The organism is Paenibacillus tyrphae (assembly GCF_024158745.1).
GTDB classification, from domain to species: Bacteria; Bacillota; Bacilli; order Paenibacillales; family NBRC-103111; genus Paenibacillus_G; species Paenibacillus_G tyrfis_A.
In genome coordinates this window covers 222,244-242,147 of record NZ_JAMZAW010000005.1, presented here as the reverse complement: position 1 = coordinate 242,147, position 19,904 = coordinate 222,244, and the positions used below count along the sequence as shown (strand labels likewise).

Annotated in this window: 18 protein-coding genes; 4 read left to right on the top strand and 14 right to left on the bottom strand. The window is 56.0% G+C overall.

The window, feature by feature from the left end; translation table 11 throughout:
• Window positions 1-5 precede the first annotated feature (5 nt).
• A complete protein-coding gene (locus NI000_RS09845) occupies window positions 6-959 on the bottom strand; it encodes a DMT family transporter (protein WP_253410002.1) in 954 nt (317 codons plus the stop codon).
• Between the two features lie 115 nt (window positions 960-1,074).
• Here NI000_RS09845 and pdxR point away from each other — a divergent pair, with 115 nt between their 5' ends.
• Both pdxR and NI000_RS09835 read left to right on the top strand, forming a co-directional pair.
• Window positions 1,075-2,490: a MocR-like pyridoxine biosynthesis transcription factor PdxR gene (gene pdxR, locus NI000_RS09840; RefSeq protein WP_253409999.1), complete on the top strand. Its 1,416-nt coding sequence runs from the start codon at window positions 1,075-1,077 to the stop codon at window positions 2,488-2,490.
• 134 nt (window positions 2,491-2,624) lie between these two features.
• Complete coding sequence (locus NI000_RS09835) at window positions 2,625-2,987, top strand: cupin domain-containing protein (RefSeq protein ID WP_253409997.1); 363 nt, start codon at window positions 2,625-2,627, stop codon at window positions 2,985-2,987.
• Between the two features lie 404 nt (window positions 2,988-3,391).
• Here NI000_RS09835 and NI000_RS09830 read toward each other — a convergent pair whose 3' ends face one another.
• From NI000_RS09830 to asnB, 4 genes are all read right to left on the bottom strand, one after another.
• Window positions 3,392-5,077 carry a putative polysaccharide biosynthesis protein gene (locus NI000_RS09830; RefSeq protein ID WP_253409996.1) on the bottom strand — a complete coding sequence of 562 codons (1,686 nt, stop codon included), beginning with the start codon at window positions 5,075-5,077 and terminating at the stop codon, window positions 3,392-3,394.
• A 25-nt stretch (window positions 5,078-5,102) separates the two neighbouring features.
• Window positions 5,103-5,582, bottom strand: coding sequence for a DUF456 domain-containing protein (locus NI000_RS09825; protein ID WP_253409994.1), 480 nt, complete (start codon window positions 5,580-5,582; stop codon window positions 5,103-5,105).
• Window positions 5,583-5,640: 58 nt separating this feature from the next.
• Window positions 5,641-6,384, bottom strand: coding sequence for a Cof-type HAD-IIB family hydrolase (locus NI000_RS09820; protein WP_253409992.1), 744 nt, complete (start codon window positions 6,382-6,384; stop codon window positions 5,641-5,643).
• Window positions 6,385-6,470: 86 nt separating this feature from the next.
• Window positions 6,471-8,345 carry an asparagine synthase (glutamine-hydrolyzing) gene (gene asnB, locus NI000_RS09815; RefSeq protein WP_253409990.1) on the bottom strand — a complete coding sequence of 625 codons (1,875 nt, stop codon included), beginning with the start codon at window positions 8,343-8,345 and terminating at the stop codon, window positions 6,471-6,473.
• A 178-nt stretch (window positions 8,346-8,523) separates the two neighbouring features.
• On the opposite strand from asnB, the gene NI000_RS09810 reads away from it, so the two are divergent.
• The gene (locus NI000_RS09810; protein ID WP_253409988.1) at window positions 8,524-9,372 is read left to right on the top strand and encodes a sugar phosphate isomerase/epimerase family protein; all 849 of its coding nucleotides are present in this window, start codon (window positions 8,524-8,526) and stop codon (window positions 9,370-9,372) included.
• Window positions 9,373-9,624: 252 nt separating this feature from the next.
• On the opposite strand, the gene NI000_RS09805 is transcribed toward NI000_RS09810, so the two are convergent.
• The 9 genes from NI000_RS09805 to NI000_RS09765 all read right to left on the bottom strand — a co-directional run bounded on the left by NI000_RS09805 (window position 9,625) and on the right by NI000_RS09765 (window position 18,242).
• Entirely contained in the window at window positions 9,625-10,500 is an 876-nt protein-coding gene (locus NI000_RS09805; protein ID WP_253409986.1) for a metal ABC transporter permease, read from the bottom strand.
• Complete coding sequence (locus NI000_RS09800; RefSeq protein ID WP_054973015.1) at window positions 10,497-11,459, bottom strand: metal ABC transporter permease; 963 nt, start codon at window positions 11,457-11,459, stop codon at window positions 10,497-10,499. Before NI000_RS09800 ends, NI000_RS09805 begins: the two co-directional genes overlap by 4 nt.
• A 5-nt stretch (window positions 11,460-11,464) precedes the next feature.
• On the bottom strand, window positions 11,465-12,232 hold the full coding sequence (locus tag NI000_RS09795; RefSeq protein ID WP_253409984.1) for a metal ABC transporter ATP-binding protein: 768 nt from the start codon (window positions 12,230-12,232) through the stop codon (window positions 11,465-11,467).
• Between the two features lie 53 nt (window positions 12,233-12,285).
• A complete protein-coding gene (locus tag NI000_RS09790) occupies window positions 12,286-13,194 on the bottom strand; it encodes a metal ABC transporter solute-binding protein, Zn/Mn family (protein WP_253409982.1) in 909 nt (302 codons plus the stop codon).
• 208 nt (window positions 13,195-13,402) lie between these two features.
• Complete coding sequence (locus NI000_RS09785; RefSeq protein WP_253409980.1) at window positions 13,403-15,472, bottom strand: peptidoglycan D,D-transpeptidase FtsI family protein; 2,070 nt, start codon at window positions 15,470-15,472, stop codon at window positions 13,403-13,405.
• 41 nt (window positions 15,473-15,513) lie between these two features.
• Window positions 15,514-16,236: an HAD-IA family hydrolase gene (locus NI000_RS09780; protein ID WP_253409979.1), complete on the bottom strand. Its 723-nt coding sequence runs from the start codon at window positions 16,234-16,236 to the stop codon at window positions 15,514-15,516.
• Between the two features lie 123 nt (window positions 16,237-16,359).
• Window positions 16,360-17,520: a transglutaminase domain-containing protein gene (locus tag NI000_RS09775; protein ID WP_253409977.1), complete on the bottom strand. Its 1,161-nt coding sequence runs from the start codon at window positions 17,518-17,520 to the stop codon at window positions 16,360-16,362.
• Between the two features lie 41 nt (window positions 17,521-17,561).
• The gene (locus NI000_RS09770; protein WP_253409975.1) at window positions 17,562-18,002 is read right to left on the bottom strand and encodes a hypothetical protein; all 441 of its coding nucleotides are present in this window, start codon (window positions 18,000-18,002) and stop codon (window positions 17,562-17,564) included.
• Between the two features lie 84 nt (window positions 18,003-18,086).
• Window positions 18,087-18,242 (bottom strand): hypothetical protein, encoded by a 156-nt coding sequence (locus NI000_RS09765; protein WP_253409973.1) that lies wholly within the window; start codon window positions 18,240-18,242, stop codon window positions 18,087-18,089.
• Between the two features lie 155 nt (window positions 18,243-18,397).
• Here NI000_RS09765 and NI000_RS09760 point away from each other — a divergent pair, with 155 nt between their 5' ends.
• The gene (locus NI000_RS09760) at window positions 18,398-19,561 is read left to right on the top strand and encodes an MFS transporter (RefSeq protein ID WP_253409971.1); all 1,164 of its coding nucleotides are present in this window, start codon (window positions 18,398-18,400) and stop codon (window positions 19,559-19,561) included.
• Window positions 19,562-19,904: the final 343 nt, after the last annotated feature.

Genomic DNA, 19,904 nt, shown 5'->3' with positions numbered 1-19,904 from the left:
ACCGGCTATAACCCTTCACTTGCTGTTCTCTCCCCGCCTCGCCCCCTCTTGTCCCAAGGCTTGACGGAAAGCAGAACGGACGAAGCGACGATGAACAGACCGCCCATGATTTGAAAGAACTTCAACGGCTCCGCAAGCCACAGCATCGAAACGATGATCGTCACGAGCGGCTCCATGACGGACAGCGTATTCGTTTCGGCGGGCTCCAGGTAATGAAGGCTTTCCAAATAAAACAAAAAGGCTAGGCACGTGCCGAACAAGACGATAAACAGTACGAGAATCCAGGAGATGGCATCCATGCCCTGCACAGCCGAGTAAAAGCCTCCCGAGACAGGCAGCGCGTTGAACACAATCCCGCCGATCAGCATCCCCCAGCCCAACACGAGCATGCCGCCCCAGCGGCGGATGAGCGGAACCGGAAACAACGTATAGAAGGCGAACGCAGCAGCGGTGGCAAGCCCCCAGCCGACGGCTTTGGGCGACAAAGAAATTCCTTCCAAAGACCCGTTCGTGACCATGAAAAACAACCCGATGATACAGAGCGAAACCAGCACCGTCTCGATCCAGGTCGGCGGCTTCCGCTTCTTGAACGCCAGCACGATCATGACGACCGCCGGACTCAAAAATTGAAACAAGGTAGCCGTCACGGCATTGCCCGTTTCGACAGTGCTGATGAACGCATACTGCAGCACCATGATCCCGCAGACCGAAAAGATGATTAAAGACAGGACCATGCGAAGATCGGTCCAAACCTTCCATATATTCTGCTTTCTGCCCATGGCGATCAATAGCAGGATCACGCCCGATAGCATGAACCGGAATTGCAGAAGCGCCGTGGACGACATTTTCTGATGGGAGAATAACCATTCCATCATGGGGGACGACAATCCCCAGCAGCCGGCACCGATAATGATAAGCGCCAGCCCAAGATTTCTTCCTCGATACGACTTTTTCAACATGCTGCTTATGTCCTTTCCTGTCTGTGTTTTTTCGATTATAATCATTATTTGAACGGATCATAAGCTTCAGTTTTATATAAAATGATGAGGTCAGTTTGAGGAAGGGGCATCGTTCATGGACATGTTCACGGTTCATTTGGACCCGGGACGCAAGCAGCCTTTATACGATCAGCTCTACATGCACATTAAGCGGGAAATTGAGTCGGGGCATCTTTCCTACGGGACGAGGCTGCCGTCCAAGCGGAAGCTGGCCGGGTATTTGCGCATCAGCCAAAATACGCTGGAAACCGCGTATCAGCAGTTGGTGGCGGAAGGCTACGTCGAAGCGGTCCCGAAGCGCGGATTTTTCGTCAGCAAAACGGACGAGGTGCTGCGGATCGGCGCGGAACCGCCGGCACCTGCCATGCGAAAGCCTTCAATGGACACGGACGCCATCGTTCCCCGGTACGATTTTTCGCCGACCAGTATCGATTTGGACGTGTTCCCTTTTGCCATATGGAAGAAGCTGGCTAAAGAAACGATTCAGTCCGAGCACAAGTCGCTGCTGCAGCTCGGGCATCCGCAAGGAGACGAGAGGCTTCGCAGCACGATTTCCCAATATCTGTACTACTCCCGTGGAGTGTCCTGCACCCCGGAGCAAATTATCGTCGGCGCCGGGACGGAGAGCCTGTTTCAGCTGCTGCTGCAAATTTTGGGCCGGAACAATTCGTTCGCCGTCGAGAATCCGGGGTATTACCGGATGTACCGCATTCTCCGAAGCTACGGCATTGACGTTCAACTGCTGCCGCTGGATGAAGAGGGCGTCGACGTTGCGCGGCTTGCGGACGGACGCTCGAACATCGTGTATACGACGCCCTCCCATCAGTTCCCGATGGGCATGGTCATGCCGGTCAACCGCCGGATGCGGCTGCTCCAATGGGTCAACGAGCAGGATGGCCGGTACATCATCGAGGACGATTACGACAGCGAATTCCGCTACAGCGGCAAGCCGATCCCTTCGCTGCACGGGATGGATTCGAGCGCCAAAGTCATCTATATCGGCACGCTGTCGAAGCCGCTGTCTCCTTCGCTGCGCATCAGCTATATGGTACTGCCCGGCCGGCTTCTGGAGGTGTACCGCACGCATTACATTTCTTATGCCTCGACCGTTTCGCGCATCGATCAGCACGTGCTGTACCGGTTTATCAAGGAAGGGCATTTCGAGAAGCACTTGAACAAGATGCGCCGCATTTACAAAAGAAAACGAGACCGGCTTGTAGCGGCGGTGCGCAGATTTCCCGAGCCGGTCGACATTATCGGGGAAAACGCCGGCCTGCACCTGCTCCTGAAGGTGCGTAACGGCTTGAGCGAGGAAGAGCTAGTATCGCGCGCGAAGGAAGCGGGCGTCAAGGTGTACGGCATCTCGGGCTATTGCTTCGAGTCCGTCCCCGAAGGGCCGGACCCGGTCATCCTGCTCGGCTTCGCCGGGCTATCCGAGGAAGACATCGACGCTGCGGCGCGGATCTTGGAGCAAGCCTGGTTCTCCGCGTAACTTCCCTACGAATAAAGCATAAAAGATTCCATGTCTTTCTTAAATTCTTCAATACCCGTAGCAGCCCGAATCGGATATGATCATTACGGAATCGGAATTACCCCTTTTTCCAAAAAACGGAGGGATGACCGCGAATGAAAAGATACCGTTTGAGCGAGCTGCAGGACGCCCGCGAAGGGCATATTTTGAATCAAGTGCTGCCGGGCGCCTACGTATCCTCGGGCGGCCTGGCATTCAGTAAGCCAGGCGAGCGCAGCCACACGAATGACGGGCCGGACGGCCGGGACTATCACGTCCATACGGATTGCGAAGCATTCCTGATCGTGCAAGGCTGCGGGACGATCGAGATCGACCAGATGTTCCATCCGGTAGCCGTAGGCGATATTATCGTCGTGGAGCCGGGAGAAGACCATCACCTGCACTCCAGTATCGAAGATCCGATCGTGACCCTCTGGTGTCATGCCGGCCCGGTACGGCACAAAAGTCAGCAGCCATGAGCGGCGAAACGTTAGTCCGGAGCGGCAGGGTCTACACTGAAATGTTAGCGCTCTCAGAAGCCGTTACCGGACGACGAACAGCCCCGAACCTCCGCAGCAGTATCATCTGCTTGGAAGGTTCGGGGCTGTTTTCACAATCGTCTGTCAGCGCTGCCGCTTCTCTTAGCGCTGAGCTTGTTGAGAAGTGGCCAAACGGGATTATAGAGGTTACGATGGGGTGGGGTATCCACTTCCGACCGCTGTTGTCATCGGGAAATTTTGATTGGAAGCCGCTTAGTAGCGGACATTTCCCGAAGACAAAGGCGGCCGCTATCGCTTCTCCAGTGGATACCCCACCTCCGTATGCTTCTCTATATTTGTGTAAAAGGCTCACTTTCTCAACACTCTGAGCGCTAACGCTTCGCTTAGCGCTTTTCTTGCTGCGTCGTACGGCCCAAACGGGCGAGCAACGGCTTCGCCAGCTTCCGGAGCGGTCCGGGCAGATGCTGCAAATCGTGCAGTGTCATGACCCGCGTCAGGAAGAGCAGGACAGGGTAAGCCGCGCCGGCGATCACACAGATGATCAGAGCTTGCACCATATAGTCCCAGCGTTCGATGCCGAACGGATGGATGTAGGCAACACAGAGCTGCTCCAGTCCATAGCCGATCAGGCAGATCAACGCCGTGGTTACTGCGAGCGACAGCCAACGGCGCAGGCCGAACACCCGGAACGGCACGGCGGAACGCAGCACCGCCAGGTTGAGCCAAGTCATCACGATGAAGCACAGAGCGGTGGCGGCAATGATGCCGTAGATGCCCCAGTACGGAGCCAGCGCATAGCTGCCTGCCAGCTTGACTGCAATACCCAGGATCACGCTCAGTACAAGCGGCCTCATGCGGCCCATCCCCATCAGCACCGCGCCCGAGGTCTGCATGACGATCTGGAACATCGCGCTGACGGTGAGCAGGGTGATGATCGGAGCGGCATACGTATCGACAACTGGCGAGCCGGTCGTATTTCCGAAAATAAATCCGTTAATCGGGCTCGCCGCCAGACTGATGAGCAGCACCATCGGCAGACCGGAAAGAATCGATAATTGCAATACTTTGGCCGTCTGATCCGATACCTGCTTCATGTCCCTTTGCGAATACGCCGACGAAATAATCGGTACGACCGATTGGCTGAGCGCTACAGCGAGAATGATCGGAATGCCTGCCAGCGATTGCGCCCGGCCGGTCAAGATCCCGAGGATTTCCCGGGCCGCCTCCTCACCGAGCCGATCTTTAAGCAGCAGGGTGACGATCGACGAATCGATCGTATAAATCAGCGTAACGGTCATCGAAAAAATGACGATCGGCACGGACAGCTTAAACAGCTGCGCATAGATCGCTTTGAACGTCAGCGGTTGGCTGGATGCCACAGCGCCCGCGCTCTCTGCCGCTGCGTCCGCGCCCTCCGCGGACCGTTCGCGGCGGTCGCTTTGCTTCAGCCGCATCGCATAGTACAGCATCACGGCCGCCGCCGCAATGCTGCCTACCACACCGCCGAACGAAGCCCCGGCGACGGCATAGTCAAAGCTGTGGCTGAGCAGCAAATAGGCAAGCGCCACCGAAGTGACGACCCGGAACACCTGTTCGATAATTTGCGATATGCCGTTCGGCATCATCATCCGGCGTCCCTGGAAGTAGCCGCGCATGATGGCGATCAGCGGAAACAGCAGCAGCGCCGGTGCGATGGCCTGGATTGGCAGCGCCGCCTGCGGATTGAGGATGCTGTCGGCAAAATACGGTGCCGCGGCGTACAGCAGCACGGTCATCAGCACACCTGCGCAAACGGCGAACCACAGCGCTGCCTTGTAGATCCGGTCCGCCTCCGCATGCCGGCCGAGCGCGGTCTTCTCGGAGATCATTTTGCTGAGCGCGCTCGGAATGCCTGCGGTGGCGACGACGAGCAGCACGGAGTACAGGTTGAAGGCGATGCCATAGGCCGCCATGCCGATATCGCCGAGCAAATAAACGAGCGGGATGCGCTGCACCACGCCGAGCGCCCGGGCGACCAATGCCGCCAAGGTTAGAATCAGCGTTCCTTTGACTAATGAATCTTTGGACAAAACGTTCCCTTCTTCCCTTCATGCCTTACACGACCCAGATGATAAACAGCACGATCATCAGAAGCTGCAGCACGAGTTTAACGACGAGCCCCGAGAAAAAGCCGACCAACGCTCCGATTCCTGCCCGTACCGCTTGGCGGAATTCCGTTCCGACGATCAGCTCGCCCACGACGGCGCCGAGAAACGGGCCGATCAGCAGCCCTGCAACCGGGATAACAAACGGGCCGATCAATAGCCCGATCGTACTGCCGATGACGGATGCCCGCGTGCCGCCGAACTTTTTGACGCCAACCGCACTGACGGCATAGTCGGCCACCATCAGAACGGCCACGATCGTCGTTTGAACGAGCCAGAACCAGACCCCGAGCGGTTCGAAGCCGACCATAAAGCCATAGACGAAAAACGCCGCATAAATCGCGAGCGCCCCCGGCAGCACCGGGTATACCGCCCCGGCCATGCCGACGAGAAACAGAACAACGACGATGATCCATGCGGCAATAAGCATAGATAGATGCCTCCCTTCTCAGCTGTCATGCCTGCCTTGCCGGATATAGCACGATCCGCTATTTCAGCGCATATTCCCTGATAATCTGAGCGACCCCGTGTTCTTCGTTCGTCCCGGTCACCGCATCGGCCAGCCGCTTGACCTCCTCCTGCGCGTTCCCCATCGCCACCCCGAGTCCCGCTTCGCGGATCATGGCGACGTCGTTCAAGCTGTCGCCCATGGCGATCACCTGCGACATCTCGATGCCGAGCATGGCGCATACTTGTCTCAGTCCGCTGGCCTTGCTGATTCCTTTCGGATTCACCTCGATATTGAACGGATGGGAATTTGTAATTTCCAGTCTATCCCACGAGTCCAGCTCCCGGCGGATGGCGGCGAGGCTTTCTTCGTTTTCGATATAGTAGCCGAACTTCAGCCATTGCTGCGCATCGATCTCCGCTTCGGGCAGCCAGTGCTCTTTGTTGTAGATTTCCTTGACGCAATAGGCCCAGAACCAGGTATCGTAATGAACCGCGAGCGCATGCATGCGGCGGATCATCTCCGTATCCAACGTATGGCGCTCAAGCAGCTCGCCCGGCGCTTTCCATACTTCGCTGCCATTCACGGTGACGAGCGGCGACTTCAGACCGAGCTCCTCTGCATAAGCCTGACAGTTCTGTATGCCCCGCCCGGTCGAAAACATGACCGTTACGCCGGCATCGTGCGCCGCCAGAATAGCCGCACGGTTTTCCTCCGAGATCGTCTTTTCTTCCGTCAGCAAAGTGCCGTCCAGATCCAACGCTACCATTTTGAACCGACTCATGTTCGCTTCTCTCCCTTTTCGTCCGTTCCTTGGGGCTCGTACCTGCCGCGGGCTGCGGCCGGAATCGTTCCCGTGCGGACTTTAGCTTATTGAGCGTGCGCTAGCGTTCGGGCCGGCAGCTCATCCATGTAGGCCGCATGCCAAAGCGCGAACATATAAATCGTCCAAATGCGCCGGGCGTAATCGCCCTTGCCGCTCTGATGATTTCCAAGCATCGCCCTTACCGTGTCCATCCGGATGTAATTGTCGATGTCGCTTGCCGCGATCTGCTCCATTACGACGTTTCCTTGCGGGCCCTTCAGCCAATCGCGCATCGGCACCGGGAATCCGAGCTTCGGCCGGTTCAAGATAAAATCCGGAATGATGCCTTCCATCGCTTTGCGGAATACGTATTTGGTCGTACCTTCCGCAATCCGGTATTTGGCCGGAATCCGGCGCGTTACCTCGTACACCTCTACATCGAGGAACGGCACGCGCAGCTCGATGGAATGCGCCATCGTCATTTTGTCCGCCTTCATCAGAATATCGCCGGGCATCCACAAGTTCATATCGATATACTGCATCCGGGACACCGGGTCCAGATGCTTGCTTTTATCGTAAAACGTTTTGGCAATGTCGAACGGATTGCGGTACCGGCTCAGCAGCTCGCGGTCGGCGCGCACAATCTCGGCCTTCATGTCTTCGGTGAAAATTTTGGCGTTGCCGAGGAACCGCTGCTCCAGTGGCGTCGTGCCGCGCAGCACGTAATTGCGGCCGTAGACGCCGTCCGGCAGCAGCCGGGCCAGCGCGTGCAGCAGCCGCTTCACGCCGTGCGGCAGCCGCTCGATCGGCGCAAGCGATTGCGGCTCGCAGTAGATGCGGTACCCGCCGAACAGTTCGTCCGCTCCTTCGCCGGACAGCACGACCGTCACGTGCTCGCGTGCTAGCTGCGCCACATGGTAAAGCGCAATCGCCGAAGGGTCGGCCACCGGCTCGTCCTGATGCCAGACGGCTTTGGCCAGAGTGCCGAAGTAATCTTCCTTCGTGATGATTTTGTCGTAATGCTCGGTCCCTAGCGCCTCTGCAGTCTGACGCGCGATGACGGTCTCGTTGTTGGCCCCCTCGAAGCCGACGGAGAACGTGCGGATCGATTCGACCTGACGCATATGCGCCGCAATCGCCGTCGAGTCGATGCCGCTGGATAGGAAGCAGCCCCGCTCCACGTCGCTCTGCATATGGTGAACGACCGAATCTTTGAGCGCCTCGCGGATCCGCTCGACGCATTCGTCAAACGGCCGCTCCTCCGGCTGCAGCATCGGGTCCCAATACCGCTTGACCGACAGCCCGCCGTCATACGATACGGTAACGGTATGTCCCGGCGGCAGCTTATGTATGCCTTGAAACATCGTCGTCGGCTCCGGCACGTATTGGAACGTCAAGTAGTTCAGCAAACTTTCCGTGTGGATCGTCCGGGAGACTCCGGCGGCCAGAATGCTTTTGATTTCCGAGCCGAACAGGAATTGGCCGTTGTCGTGGTAGTAATAGAACGGCTTGATGCCGAAATGGTCCCGCGCGCCGAACAGCTGCTTTTTCCGGCGGTCCCAGATGACGAATCCGAACATCCCGCGAAGCTGCTTCACGCATTCCTCCCCGTACTCCTCGTACAGGTGGACGATGGCTTCGGTGTCCGAGTGGGTTTTGAATTGGTGTCCTTTCGCCTGAAGCGTATTTCGCAAATATTTATAGTTATAAATCTCGCCGTTGAACGCAATCCATACCGTTTCGTCTTCATTGGCGAGCGGCTGATGGCCTTCCTGCAAATCGATGATGGACAACCGGCGGAAGCCGAGTCCGATGCGGTTCTCACTCCAAAATCCAAAATCGTCCGGTCCCCGATGCACGATACAGTCGGTCATGCTTTTCAGTATGGACGGGGAAGGCTCGCGGTCTTCAAAATACATGACGCCGGTGATCCCGCACATTGTTTTTCCTCCTCAAGCGCTAAAAAATAGTCCGATACAACAGTATACCATATTCGTACGGGTTTCAGGAAATGGTAGGTTTCCGGCAAAAATCATGTCGCGATTTCCGAGTAGACAGCCTGCGGAGCGGCGGTTTATGATGTGGGCGAGTATACCTTGTCTGGGGAGTGAAGAACGGATGATCAAAGGATTGACTAGAGCAGGCATCGGCGAGGCAGGGCCGATCAACAACTTTGTAGAGCTGGCTTCCCGCTTCGGGTTCGGCGCGGTCGACGCGCATGGCCAGGAGCTGGAAGAATGGATCGCGGCGGCTGGCTTGGAGAAAGTGAGAAGCTTTTTGCAGGAAAAGCAAGTGCGCATTGGCGCGATCGGACTCGCCGCAGAGTGGCGGCAAACCGAGGATGCGTTCCGGGAGGGCTTGCCCCGGCTCGTAGCGGAAGCGGCTGCGGCCAGCAAGCTCGGCGTAACCGCCTGCTGCACGTACGTGCTGCCGTCGACAGACGAGAACGCCGCGCGCTTCATGGCCGTCGCGACCCGGCGGCTGCGCCTGTGCGCGGACATCTTGGAGGCGTACGGCATCCGGCTCGGACTGGAATTCGTCGGTCCGCACCATCTGCGCACTCGTTGGAAGCATCCATTTCTACAGGATGCGGAGAGTATGCTGGAGTGGATCGATACGATCGGCAAAAGCAATGTCGGCCTGCTGTTCGACGCCTATCACTGGTATACGACGGGAGGGACGGCGGCCGACATCGCCAAGCTGCGCGCCGATCAGATCGTTCATGTCCATATCAACGACGCCAAGGACGTTCCGGTCGCCGAGGTGCTGGACAACGACCGGCTGTATCCGGGCGAGGGCGTCATCGACCTGACGGCGTTCCTGCAAGGGCTGCACCGCATCGGCTATACCGGGGTCGTGGCACAGGAGATTTTGACGCCACAGCCGCCGGCGGAAACCGCCGAAGCGTTAGCGGCGCGATCTCAGCAGGCGTTTAAGCGCGTATACGAAAAAGCTGGGCTCGCATAAGCCCGGCTTGAACTTGTTGAGAAAGTGGTTTTTTACAAAAATAGAGATGAACACGGAGGTGGGGTATCCACTGGAGAAGCGATAGCGGCCGCCTTTGTCTTCGGGAAATATCCGCTGCTAAGCGGCTTCAATCAAAATTTCCCGATGACAACAGCGGTCGGAAGTGGATACCCCACCCTTTCGTAACGTCTATTCTCCCAATTACCACTTTCTCAACACCCTGAAGCGGGCTCGCGTAAGCCCGGTTTTCCATTACACGACTGCGGCCTGCTTCCGTCTGAATTTGCGCCAGACGACGCCGTGAGTCGGCGAGAACAGCAGCGCTAGGATGAACAGCACACCTGCGGCGACGATCATGCAGCCGGCGATCGAAGCGTCCAGCAGCACGGCGGCGAGGTAGCCGAACACGGCGCTCAGGATGCCGACTCCCATGCTGTAAAGGATCATGCGGCTGAGCTTTTCCGTAAGCAAATACGCCGTGGCGGCCGGCACGACCAGCATGCCGACGACCAGAATGGCGCCTACGCTTTCGAACGAGGCTACCGTCGTCATCGAGACCAGCCCCATCAGCAGGTAATGGAACAGCGCGACCGGAATGCCTACCGCCGCAGCCATGGCCGGGTCGAACGCGCATATTTTGAACTGCTTGTAGAACAGCCCGATGATCAAAGCGCTGAGCGTCAGCACGATGCCGAGCCCCCAGACCGCTTTCGGGCCGATATCGATCCCATTCCACTCGACCGTTTCCCACGGCACATGAATAATTTCCCCGTACAGCACGCAATCCAGATCGAGATCCACCTGCCGCGTATACAGACTTACCAAGACGACCCCTGCGGCGAACAAAGCCGTAAACACGACGCCAATGGAGGCATCGGATTGAACCCCGTTCTGATGAAACCATTGGATCAGAAACACCGTCACGAGGCCGATGACCGACGCCCCCAGCATCATCCAGAGCGAATCCCGCGAGCCGCTGAACAGAAACGCCAGCACAATACCCGGCAGTACCGAGTGGCTGATGGCATCCCCGATCATCGCCATTTTCCGCAGAACGAGGAAGCAGCCGAGCAAGCTGCAGGAGCAGGCTACGAGCGCAGCCGTCAGCAGTATCCAGAAGTCGTTCATGCCTGCCCCTCCTTCCGAAGCGGTTCGCCTGCCGCACCGATGCCGTGCAGCTGCGGCCGAAGCTCCCGCTCGCTTAGTACGCTGCGTTTAACGGCCAATCGCTCCAGCAATTTAGCTAGCAGCCCCCGGCGCGGCGCGAACAGCACCGACACGACGAAGAAAAAGGTCGCGGCCAGCACCGTAAGCGGTCCGGTCGGCATATTGTTCGCCATGCCGCTAAGCAGGGTGCCGAAGAAGCCGCTGAGCGCTCCGAAGACGCCCGAGAGCACCACCATGACGCCCAGCTTTTCGGTCCAATACCGGGCCGAGACGGCCGGTGTAATGAGCAGCGCCGACATCAGCACGACGCCTACGGCCTGAATGCCGACGACGACGGCCACCACGATCAGAAACATCATGAACTGGTCGAGAAAAGCGACCGGCAGCCCGATCCCCTTGGCAAAGCCCGGATCGAAGCTGAGCAGCTTGAATTCCTTGAACAGCAAGGCGCAAATCATCGTCAGCAGCAGCGCCACAACCGCCATCGTGATGACATCCGACAGCACCATGGAGGCCGCCTGCCCGAACAGAAACTTGTCGAGGCCGCTCTGGTTGCCGCTGCCGCCATGCTGAATTTTGGTCAGCAGCACGATGCCGAGTCCGAAAAATACCGACAATACGATGCCAAGCGCCGTATCCTGCTTGATTCGGGAGTTGCGGGTGACATAGCCAATCCCGAAGGTAGCCGCCAGACCGGCGACAATCGCACCAAGCAGGAAGAAAAAGATCGATTTCGAACCGGTCAGCATAAAAGCGATGCACACGCCCGGCAGCGCCGCGTGCGCAAGCGCGTCGCCCATCAGGCTCTGCTTGCGCAAATAAGCGAAGCTGCCAAGCACGCCGCTGCTCAGTCCGAGCAGCATGCTCCCCATTAAGATCCATTGCGCGTTCGGATCACGGAATAATTCCAACCATGCCATGCCGCTCACCTCGCGTTCACGACGAGCGCGCCGTCACGCTGATCCAAAAACGCCAGCCGCCCGCCGTAGGTTCGTTGAAGATTGTCCCGCGTAAATACTTCTTCCGCAGGTCCGATGCCCTGAAGCTCTACATTCAGCAGAATGACCCAATCGAAATATTGCTTCACGGTCGCGAGGTCATGATGCACGACCAGAACGGTCTTGCCCTGCTCCCGGAGCTCGCCGAGCAGCGTTACGATCGCTTTCTCCGTAGCCGCATCGACGCCGACGAACGGTTCGTCCATAAAATACAGCTTCGCATCCTGCGCCAGCGCGCGGGCCAAGAACACGCGCTGCTGCTGTCCGCCGGACAGCTGGCTGATCTGCCTGTCGGCAAAGTTGGCCATGCCTACTTTGGACAAGCAATCCATGGCAATCTCCCGCTCTTTGGCGCCCGGACGCTTGAACCAGCCTAAATGACCGTATCGTCCCATCATCACCACATCGAGAGCGCTTGTCGGAAAATCCCAATCGACGGACTCCCGCTGCGGCACGTAGCCGATGAGCTTCCGCTGCTCGGCGTAAGGCTTGCCGTAAATCGAAACTTCTCCGGTTACGCTGGGAATGAGTCCGAGAGCCGCTTTGATCAGCGTCGATTTGCCGGCGCCGTTCGGACCGACGATGCCAATCAATTTTCCTTCCGGTACCTGCAGCGATATATCTCGGAGGACCGGCTTTTTCTGGTAAGCTACTGTCATGCCTAGTATGGATAACGGTATCCGCTGTTCTTTCATTGGTTCCACTCCCCTTTTTCGTTCGTCCGCTTCTCGCCCTCTCTCCCGGACTCTTATTTCAACGCTTGAACGATCGTATTGATGTTATGCTTCACCATACCGATATAGTTGCCCTCCGGCGTGCCTTCTTCCCCCATCGCGTCGGAGAACAGCTCGCCGCCGATTTGAATTTCGTGTCCTTGCTTCTTGGCTCCTTCGATAACGGCCTCGATCGATTTTTTCGGCACGCTCGATTCGACAAATACCGCCTTAATCTTGTTCGCCACGAGGAAGTCGCGGAGATCGCTGACGTCCTTGGAGCCGTATTCCGACGCGGTGCTGATGCCCTGAAGCCCCATCACTTTGATGCCGTAAGCATCCCCGAAGTAACCGAACGCGTCATGCGCTGTAACAAGTACGCGCTGCTTTTCCGGAATCGAAGCGATCTGCTCCTTCGCGAACTGGTGCAGTTCCTCCAATTGCTTGATGTATGCCTCCGCGTTTTTCTTGTAATCCGCCGCATTCGCCGCATCGTGCTTGCTGAGCTCGTCGCGTACCGTCTCGGTCGCGCTGATCCAGTGCTTGACGTCGAACCATACGTGAGGGTCGTGCGCTCCGGTTCCGTCCTCCATGCCGCGAAGCTTCGACTCCGGAATATTTTTCGTTACGGCCACCGTCGGCTTCGTTTTCTCCATTTTCTCGAAGACGTCGGTCATTTTGCCTTCCAAATGAAGCCCGTTATAGAAAATGATATCCGCTTGGTCCAGCTTTTTCAGATCTCCTTGCGACGCTTTGTATAAGTGCGGGTCGACGCCCGCCTTCATCAATCCGGTCACCTCGACGTGCTCTCCCCCAACCTGTTTGACAATATCGGCGATCATTCCGATCGTGGCCGTTATTTTCACTTTGCCGGGAGCGGCGTTCTCCTTAGGCGCTCCGCATGCAGCGAGCGATACGGCAAGTGCGAGGAACATGATTGTCATAATAAATCGCTTGAACGAAGACGATAGCCTCGGTTTTGTTTTTACGTTTTTCAAAGTACCCCTCTCCCATCTTTCAAATAAGTTGTATTAGCCCATTTTTATTTCCCTAATGACTATATGTTTATAATACACAAATATGTTGACCTAGTGCAACTTTTTTTTATAAAAAAAGAAATCCCCTCTGCTCGAGGAGATTTCCAGTGCTTTGCTATGGCGTTTTGGTTTCAGTCGGAGGCCCTTTCGGTTTTCCGTCCAACCCGATATATTGATCGTAAGCGTCGAACATTTTGCGTGCGATCGGTGCCGCTCCGTAGGAGCCGAATCCGCCCTCCGGGACGACGACGGCGACGGCAAGCTTCGGATTTTCCGCAGGCGCGAAGGCGATAAACACGGCGTTGTCGATTTCTTTGCCGCCGGCCACCCTTTGCGTCGATGTCCCTGTTTTTCTGGCGAGCGTATATGGAAAATCGTCAAAGCCTTGAATGCCGACCTGCAGCATTCCTTTAATCACAGAATCCCAATAAGCTTTCGGGAAATCGGTCTGATCCAGCACGATGGCCTGGTCGAATTTCTTGAGTACTTGTCCTTTGTCATACGTCTCGATCCGGTCAACAAGCAGCGGTTGAAGCCGCTTGCCCCGGGTGGCCAACGTTGTCGTATACTGCGCCAATTGGAGCGTCGTGTACTTCTCGTTCTGTCCCCAGGAGGCGAATACCATCCGAGATTGCGGAGTTTCTTTTGTATTCGTCTTGTACTCACTGATTCCTGCGCTTTCCCGCGGCAGACCGCTGCCGGTAAGCACGCCCAAGCCGAATTTGGCCAAATACTGGTCCCAAATTTCTACGGCTTTGTTAGGGCTGCGCATGTACAGCGCATTGCCGATCAAAGCGGACATGAACGTGTTTGACGAGTGTCTGATCGCCTCCGTTGCATTGATCGGTCCAAAAGAGGCTCTGCCGGAATTTGTCAGCTTGGAACTGTTGTCTTTTCCGTACGTGAATACGCCGGTATCGTTATAAGTCGTATTGGTCGTGAACAGCCCTTCGTTGAGCCCGATCAGCACCGAGAGCGGTTTAACGACGGAGCCCATATACACGATGGACGTAGGGTGGTATTTTTGTTCGTCTTCCGGATAATCCGGGTACGCCGTCGTAATCGTGCCGTTGTTGATTTTCGTTTGAACCTGCTTGTAATCGGAATCCGAGAACGGATTGCTCCAGAAGGTCGGATCGTAATCCGGCATACTGGCCATCGCCACGACTTTGCCCGTCTCGACCTCCATCGCCACGGCATAGCCCGCGACGGCATTGACTCCTTTATTCGCGTAAGGATTGGAGCGGTAGGCCGGACTTTTCAGCGTCACCAGATGGTCCATGACCGCCTTCTCGGTAGCAAGCTGGACGTTCTTGTCGATGGTCAGGAACAGGTTGTTCCCCTTCTCCGGCGGGATAACCGGGGGCGCTTCCGCGCTGCCGATAATTTTCTGCAAGGCGTTGACCGGATACGACTTCACGCCGTTTTTGCCGCGGAGCTCTTCCTGATACATCAGCTCTATCCCATCATAGCCGACGTATTCCCGGTCCAAATAGCCTTCCGTTTTCGTTTTGTCCTTATAAAATTCGAGCCCGTTCTTCGCTTCTCTCGCCGTCGAGAACGGCCGCATGTACCCGACAAGCTGCACTGCAATCGTGTTCTCGCGGTCGTATGTGCGAAGGCTCTCCTCCATGATCTCGATCCACTTCAGCTCGTCGCGGTGCTCCAAAATAAACGCCATTTCCGCCTGCGTCAAATCGGTCTTGATCCGCCTCGGCACCGAGTAATAGCTCGGCTTTTTGGCTGTTTCCTGCTGGTTCAAATCGAAGCCGACATCCATTTCCTTGATGATTTCCTCTGCGGTCGGCTGCTTCACGTCCTTGTTGCCGTACTGCGCGAAGATTTCCGCCAAGCGCTTGGCCAACGCGACCACTTGATCCTTGGGCTGGTCCTGCTCGATGCGGAAGTAGAGCGACTGCGCCGACGTCGTGTAGGCGATCGGAGCGCCTTTGCGGTCGAAAATATTGCCGCGAATCGGCGGGATCGGCGTATCGGCGTTGTTGATTTTGTCCTTTTCCGCAGACAGCTCTTTGCCTTCGACAAATTGCAGCATCGCCAGCCGTACGATAAGTACGGAAAACAGGAAAAACGTAAAGAAAAAGAACAGGTTGATCCGGGTCGTAAAATGACGGCGCTGGCTTCCGTCCTGCTTGCTCGAGTCGTCCATGCCGATAGGTTTCTTCATCTTGCTTGCGGCTCCTTCCTTCCAAAAATGATTCCCATATGCTATTTCACGTCCTGCAGCAGCTCGCGCAGGGAAAGAATGCCGTCCCCGGTATGATAATCGTATCGTTTGATCTTGACGGCATCAATGCCGGCTTGAGCAGGGGCCCAAATGTCGTTGCGCTCGTGATCCCCGATATACAGCACGTCCTCCGGCTCCAGCTTGGCGCGTTCCAGCGCCAGACGGAAAATCGCCGGGTCCGGCTTCTCCAAACCGACCTCCGTCGAGACGATAACCGGATCGAAGTGATGCAGGATGCCCTTGTATTCCAAAATCGAACGCAAGGTCGGCGCAAAGTTGGAAATGATGCCGAGCCGCAGCCCTTTCCCCTTGAAGGCCAGGAGGCTTTCCTCCACATCTTCGAACAGCGCATACTGCTGCGGGGCCGTGAATAAGTCGTAGAGCTCGTGGCAGCAAATGTGAATCTGCTCTTCCGTCCACTTTTCCTCTTCGACACCCAGTTTTTTAAGGATATAATCGTACAGCTTCATCCAGAAAGCCCGGTCCGATTCCGGCGTACAGGCTTCGAACGGGTCAAGCTGCTTCCCATAATAAAATAAACGAAAAGCTTCGGTAAAAAGTTCCCCGATTTGCTCCTGTCCCCGATGAAAAGACCGGCTCGCCAAAAATTGCTGCATGATGACCCGGGCCGCCGGAATCGTCATCAGCGTATCGCCGACATCGAAAAATATCGCTTTATATTGCGTTAACGGTTTGCGCAGCAACGATAAACCCACCTTTTTCAAACTTATATCTTCACAAGTGTATCATATTCGAGGAATTTATAGAAACGCACGGAAAAGGAAAAAACCGGTTCGTCGCTTGTGGCGGCCGTCCGGCTTCCGTTATTACGTATCTTTAATATGCGTGTCCTGAAAACGGGGCGGATTGAACCAGTTGCCTCCGCTGGCCACCCAGGTGGAATCGAGCGGCACCCACTCTCTTTTCTCCCCCAGGTACACTTCGTTCCAAGCGTGAGGGCCGTAACCGCCCCGCCCGTCGTAGCCGAGTCCGGTCACAACCTTGACGTCCAGTCCGACCGATCTCGCCATGACCGCGTACAACCTGGAAAAGTCGATGCACACGCCCTTCTTCGTATTAAACGTATCCTCCGGCGTCTGCTCTCTCCAAATACGCTGCTCCTCGTACGCCTTCACTTTGTCCCAGTCGTACTTGATACGCGTGCCGACCCAGCGGTACAGCAGCTTAGCTTTCTCTTCGTCGGTCTGGCCTTTGGCCGTCACCTGCTTGGCCGCTTCCGCGACATCCTGGGGAATGCGGGCATCCACGACCTCGTATTTCCGCTGTAAAATGTTGCCGAACTCCTGTTCCACGGCCCGCGTGAAAACGGGGAGCTGATTAGCGAAAAAGTCGCCCGTCATCGGGCGGATCACTTCCGTCGCCCCTTTTTGAAAAAGAGACGAATCCTGAATATAAGCGGCCACCGGCGTCTGCGGGAACAGCGTCGTGACGATAAACAGCACGGCAATCATAATCATTCCCCGGCCAAACCCGGTCACCGAGCCGATGACGCCGCCGATCAGACTGCTGAGCAGGGAGGGAGAGGCGACTCGCCCCCCGCTAGCGGAGTCCGCATTCGTCCGTTCCGCCAGCCAATCGTCTACCAGCGGGTCGATAATGCGGTAAACCAACTGCTTGATCAAGCCGTATCCCAAAACAAACAGGACGCTGAACCGCAGCAGAGAAAAATCACGCAGAGCCGTTGCAGCGGTGTAATACAGCTGCTTCCAAAAGCCGAGCTCCTCGGACGGGATCGTTAGCCCAAGCCCTATAAGCCACGCCTGCAGCTTGGGCGACAGCCATGAAGTCATCTCCCAAGCGAGAAATAAGCTGAGCAGCGTAACTGCCCCTTCCGTTACCATGAGCGCAAGATGCTTCGCCGAGGAGGACGCCCCACGAAGCAAGCCCTGTACAATCGATACTACAAACAATACGGCGATAAGCACGGTAATCAAGTTGATTTGCACCAGCTTCTGCAGTTCGTTCACCAGCGTCCCCCTCCTTTCCTATCGCGATGCGTCCCGAAGACTTATTGGCCGGCGTTTTTCTTCGCTTGATCAATAAATCCTTTCAAGACATCGTCCAGCTTCATCGTGAACGTTTGGTTCATAAAGGTAACCTGCACATCGCTAGAGCCGGGTCTGCCTTCCAGCTTCACGCTTTTGGTGCTTACGGTATACGAGCCGTCGGCATTCTGGCTGTATTTTGCTTCTTTCACTTCGTCGGTAATCGCTTTGACCGCTTGATTTTTAGCTTCGGCGGCAACTTTCGCTCCCACCGTCGTGCCCAGTTCCAAGAGCTGATCCTTGTAGCTTGCGCCATACCAGAAGAGCCCTGCCAGTATCGCGAGCACAAGAACCCACTTGATGACGGTTTTCACCACTTTGATAACGAGAAACAGCACAATCAGCGCCCCGACGAGCACATACCACCGCTCGGATAAAAAAGCCGTTACGAAATCCACTTCCATCGCTCCCCTAAAAGTCCTTCTTCCATCGCTTATGTAAATCCCTTACGGTAGTTCTCCGCGCCCTTATCATACACCAGCCCCGAGTCACTCTTCATCTCTTTTTTTGCGGAGCTCGGCGAGCTTGCGCTGGATTTCCTCCCCTTTATTCTCTCTTCGCCTGGTTCGTCGCAATGATCCAAACAGCCTCCACAGCGCCAGTACCAAGACGGCTACCAGCACGATTCGGATAAACATGTCCATCCGGCATCCCTCCTTTTGTCCGCCGGAACCCACGTTTCATATACGCTAAACGATCCGGCACGTTGCAAAATACTTGTACTATCCCTTTGCCGGCAGACGTAAACGTATAGAGTAGCGGTAGACGGACGAACCCCATTATGGAAAGAGGTGATTTCATGAAAACCGCCGTATGGCTCTATCTGTTCATGTTCGTCGCCATTTTCGACCTGCATGCCCAGTACCCGATTCTGACTCCGTTTGCCGTGTCGCTAGGGGCGACGCCTTCGTTCATCGGGCTTATTCTCGGGGTCTATTCGATCACGCACTTGCCCGGAAACCTGATCGCAGGCTACGGCGTCGACCGTTATGGAAGCAAGGGCTTCATTGTGTTCAGCCTGATTGTAGCAGGAATCGTGCTCTTAATTCAATCCCGTGTCAGCGATCCGTGGGGACTACTCGTCATCCGTTCGATCAGCGGCTTCGTCCTGGCATTTCTATCGCCGGCCTGCTTGTCCTTGCTCGCCAAAATCGCCAAAAACCAAATTCAACAAAGCAAGCTGATGGCCGGCAACGGCATGGTGCATACCATCGCTTCCGTGCTCAGTCCGGCGGCCGGCGCCTACCTGGTCTCGCAGCTTGGCTTTGCCAAATCGTTTACGTTTCTAGGATGGGGCCTCATCCTTACAGGCCTACTCGCTTGGATCGGGGTAAAGGAACAGCGAAGCGAGCGCCCAACCAATGCGGCGATTGCCGGGGAACAAGCCCTTCCTCCTGCTTCCCAAGATAATTTACCGGTCTCCGGCCAGGAGAACGTTCCTTGGCTTTTCTTCGTTATTCCTCTTGCGCTGTCCTGCTCCCAAGGCATTTTGTTTTTCGAGCTTCCGTTGATGAAGGAGGCAAGCGGCTCGATCATGACCTCCGGCGTGTTCTTTTCCGTCATTTCCATGGGGTCGCTGGTGACGCTTAGTTTACTGTTTTTGAACCGAATTTTCCCTTTTTACCGAATGTTGTTCGGCTGCCTTGCGCTGGCGTTCATTTTTTTCGGGATGTCCGTTCATTGGCCGCTGCCTCTCTATGCTTCGCTGTTTCTGATCGGGATGACCAAGGGTGTCATTTTTCCGGCCATCGCATCGCTGCTTGCAGCCCTGACGCGCGCGGACCGTTACGGACGCGTCTTCTCGATTCTGTCGGTTTCGTACTCGATCGGCGCCTTTATCGGCCCGATTGTGGCCGGGCATACACGGACACAAGTATCGCCGTATTTCCTCGCTTTTCTCTGCCTTATGCTTGCGCTCTCTTTGCTGCCGTCCCGTTCGTTTGCCGCTCCCGTGCGAGTTTGACACGAACTTGGGGGTATGAGGAGATTTGGGCCGCGGTTTTTTGCTTTTCCAGATGGAATGAGAATCGTCTCGATATTCCCAATTCGGTATTTTATAGGAATTTAGTCATAAATTAATAGTCCAAAAGTTGTGATAAACGGTTCAGAACGCAACTTTATCTCACTCTCCGCCGTTTAAGATGCCGAGATGTTTCACTGCGGGCAGATTTGGGTAATGTTCAAGGGCTGCCGTAATGGATGATTTCACCATTGGCGCGACGGACATAAATAGCTCTGTCCGATTCGAAAACATCTAAATGATATTCAATAGACTGGCTGAAGGAGGTGAAAATGCATTTGTCCAG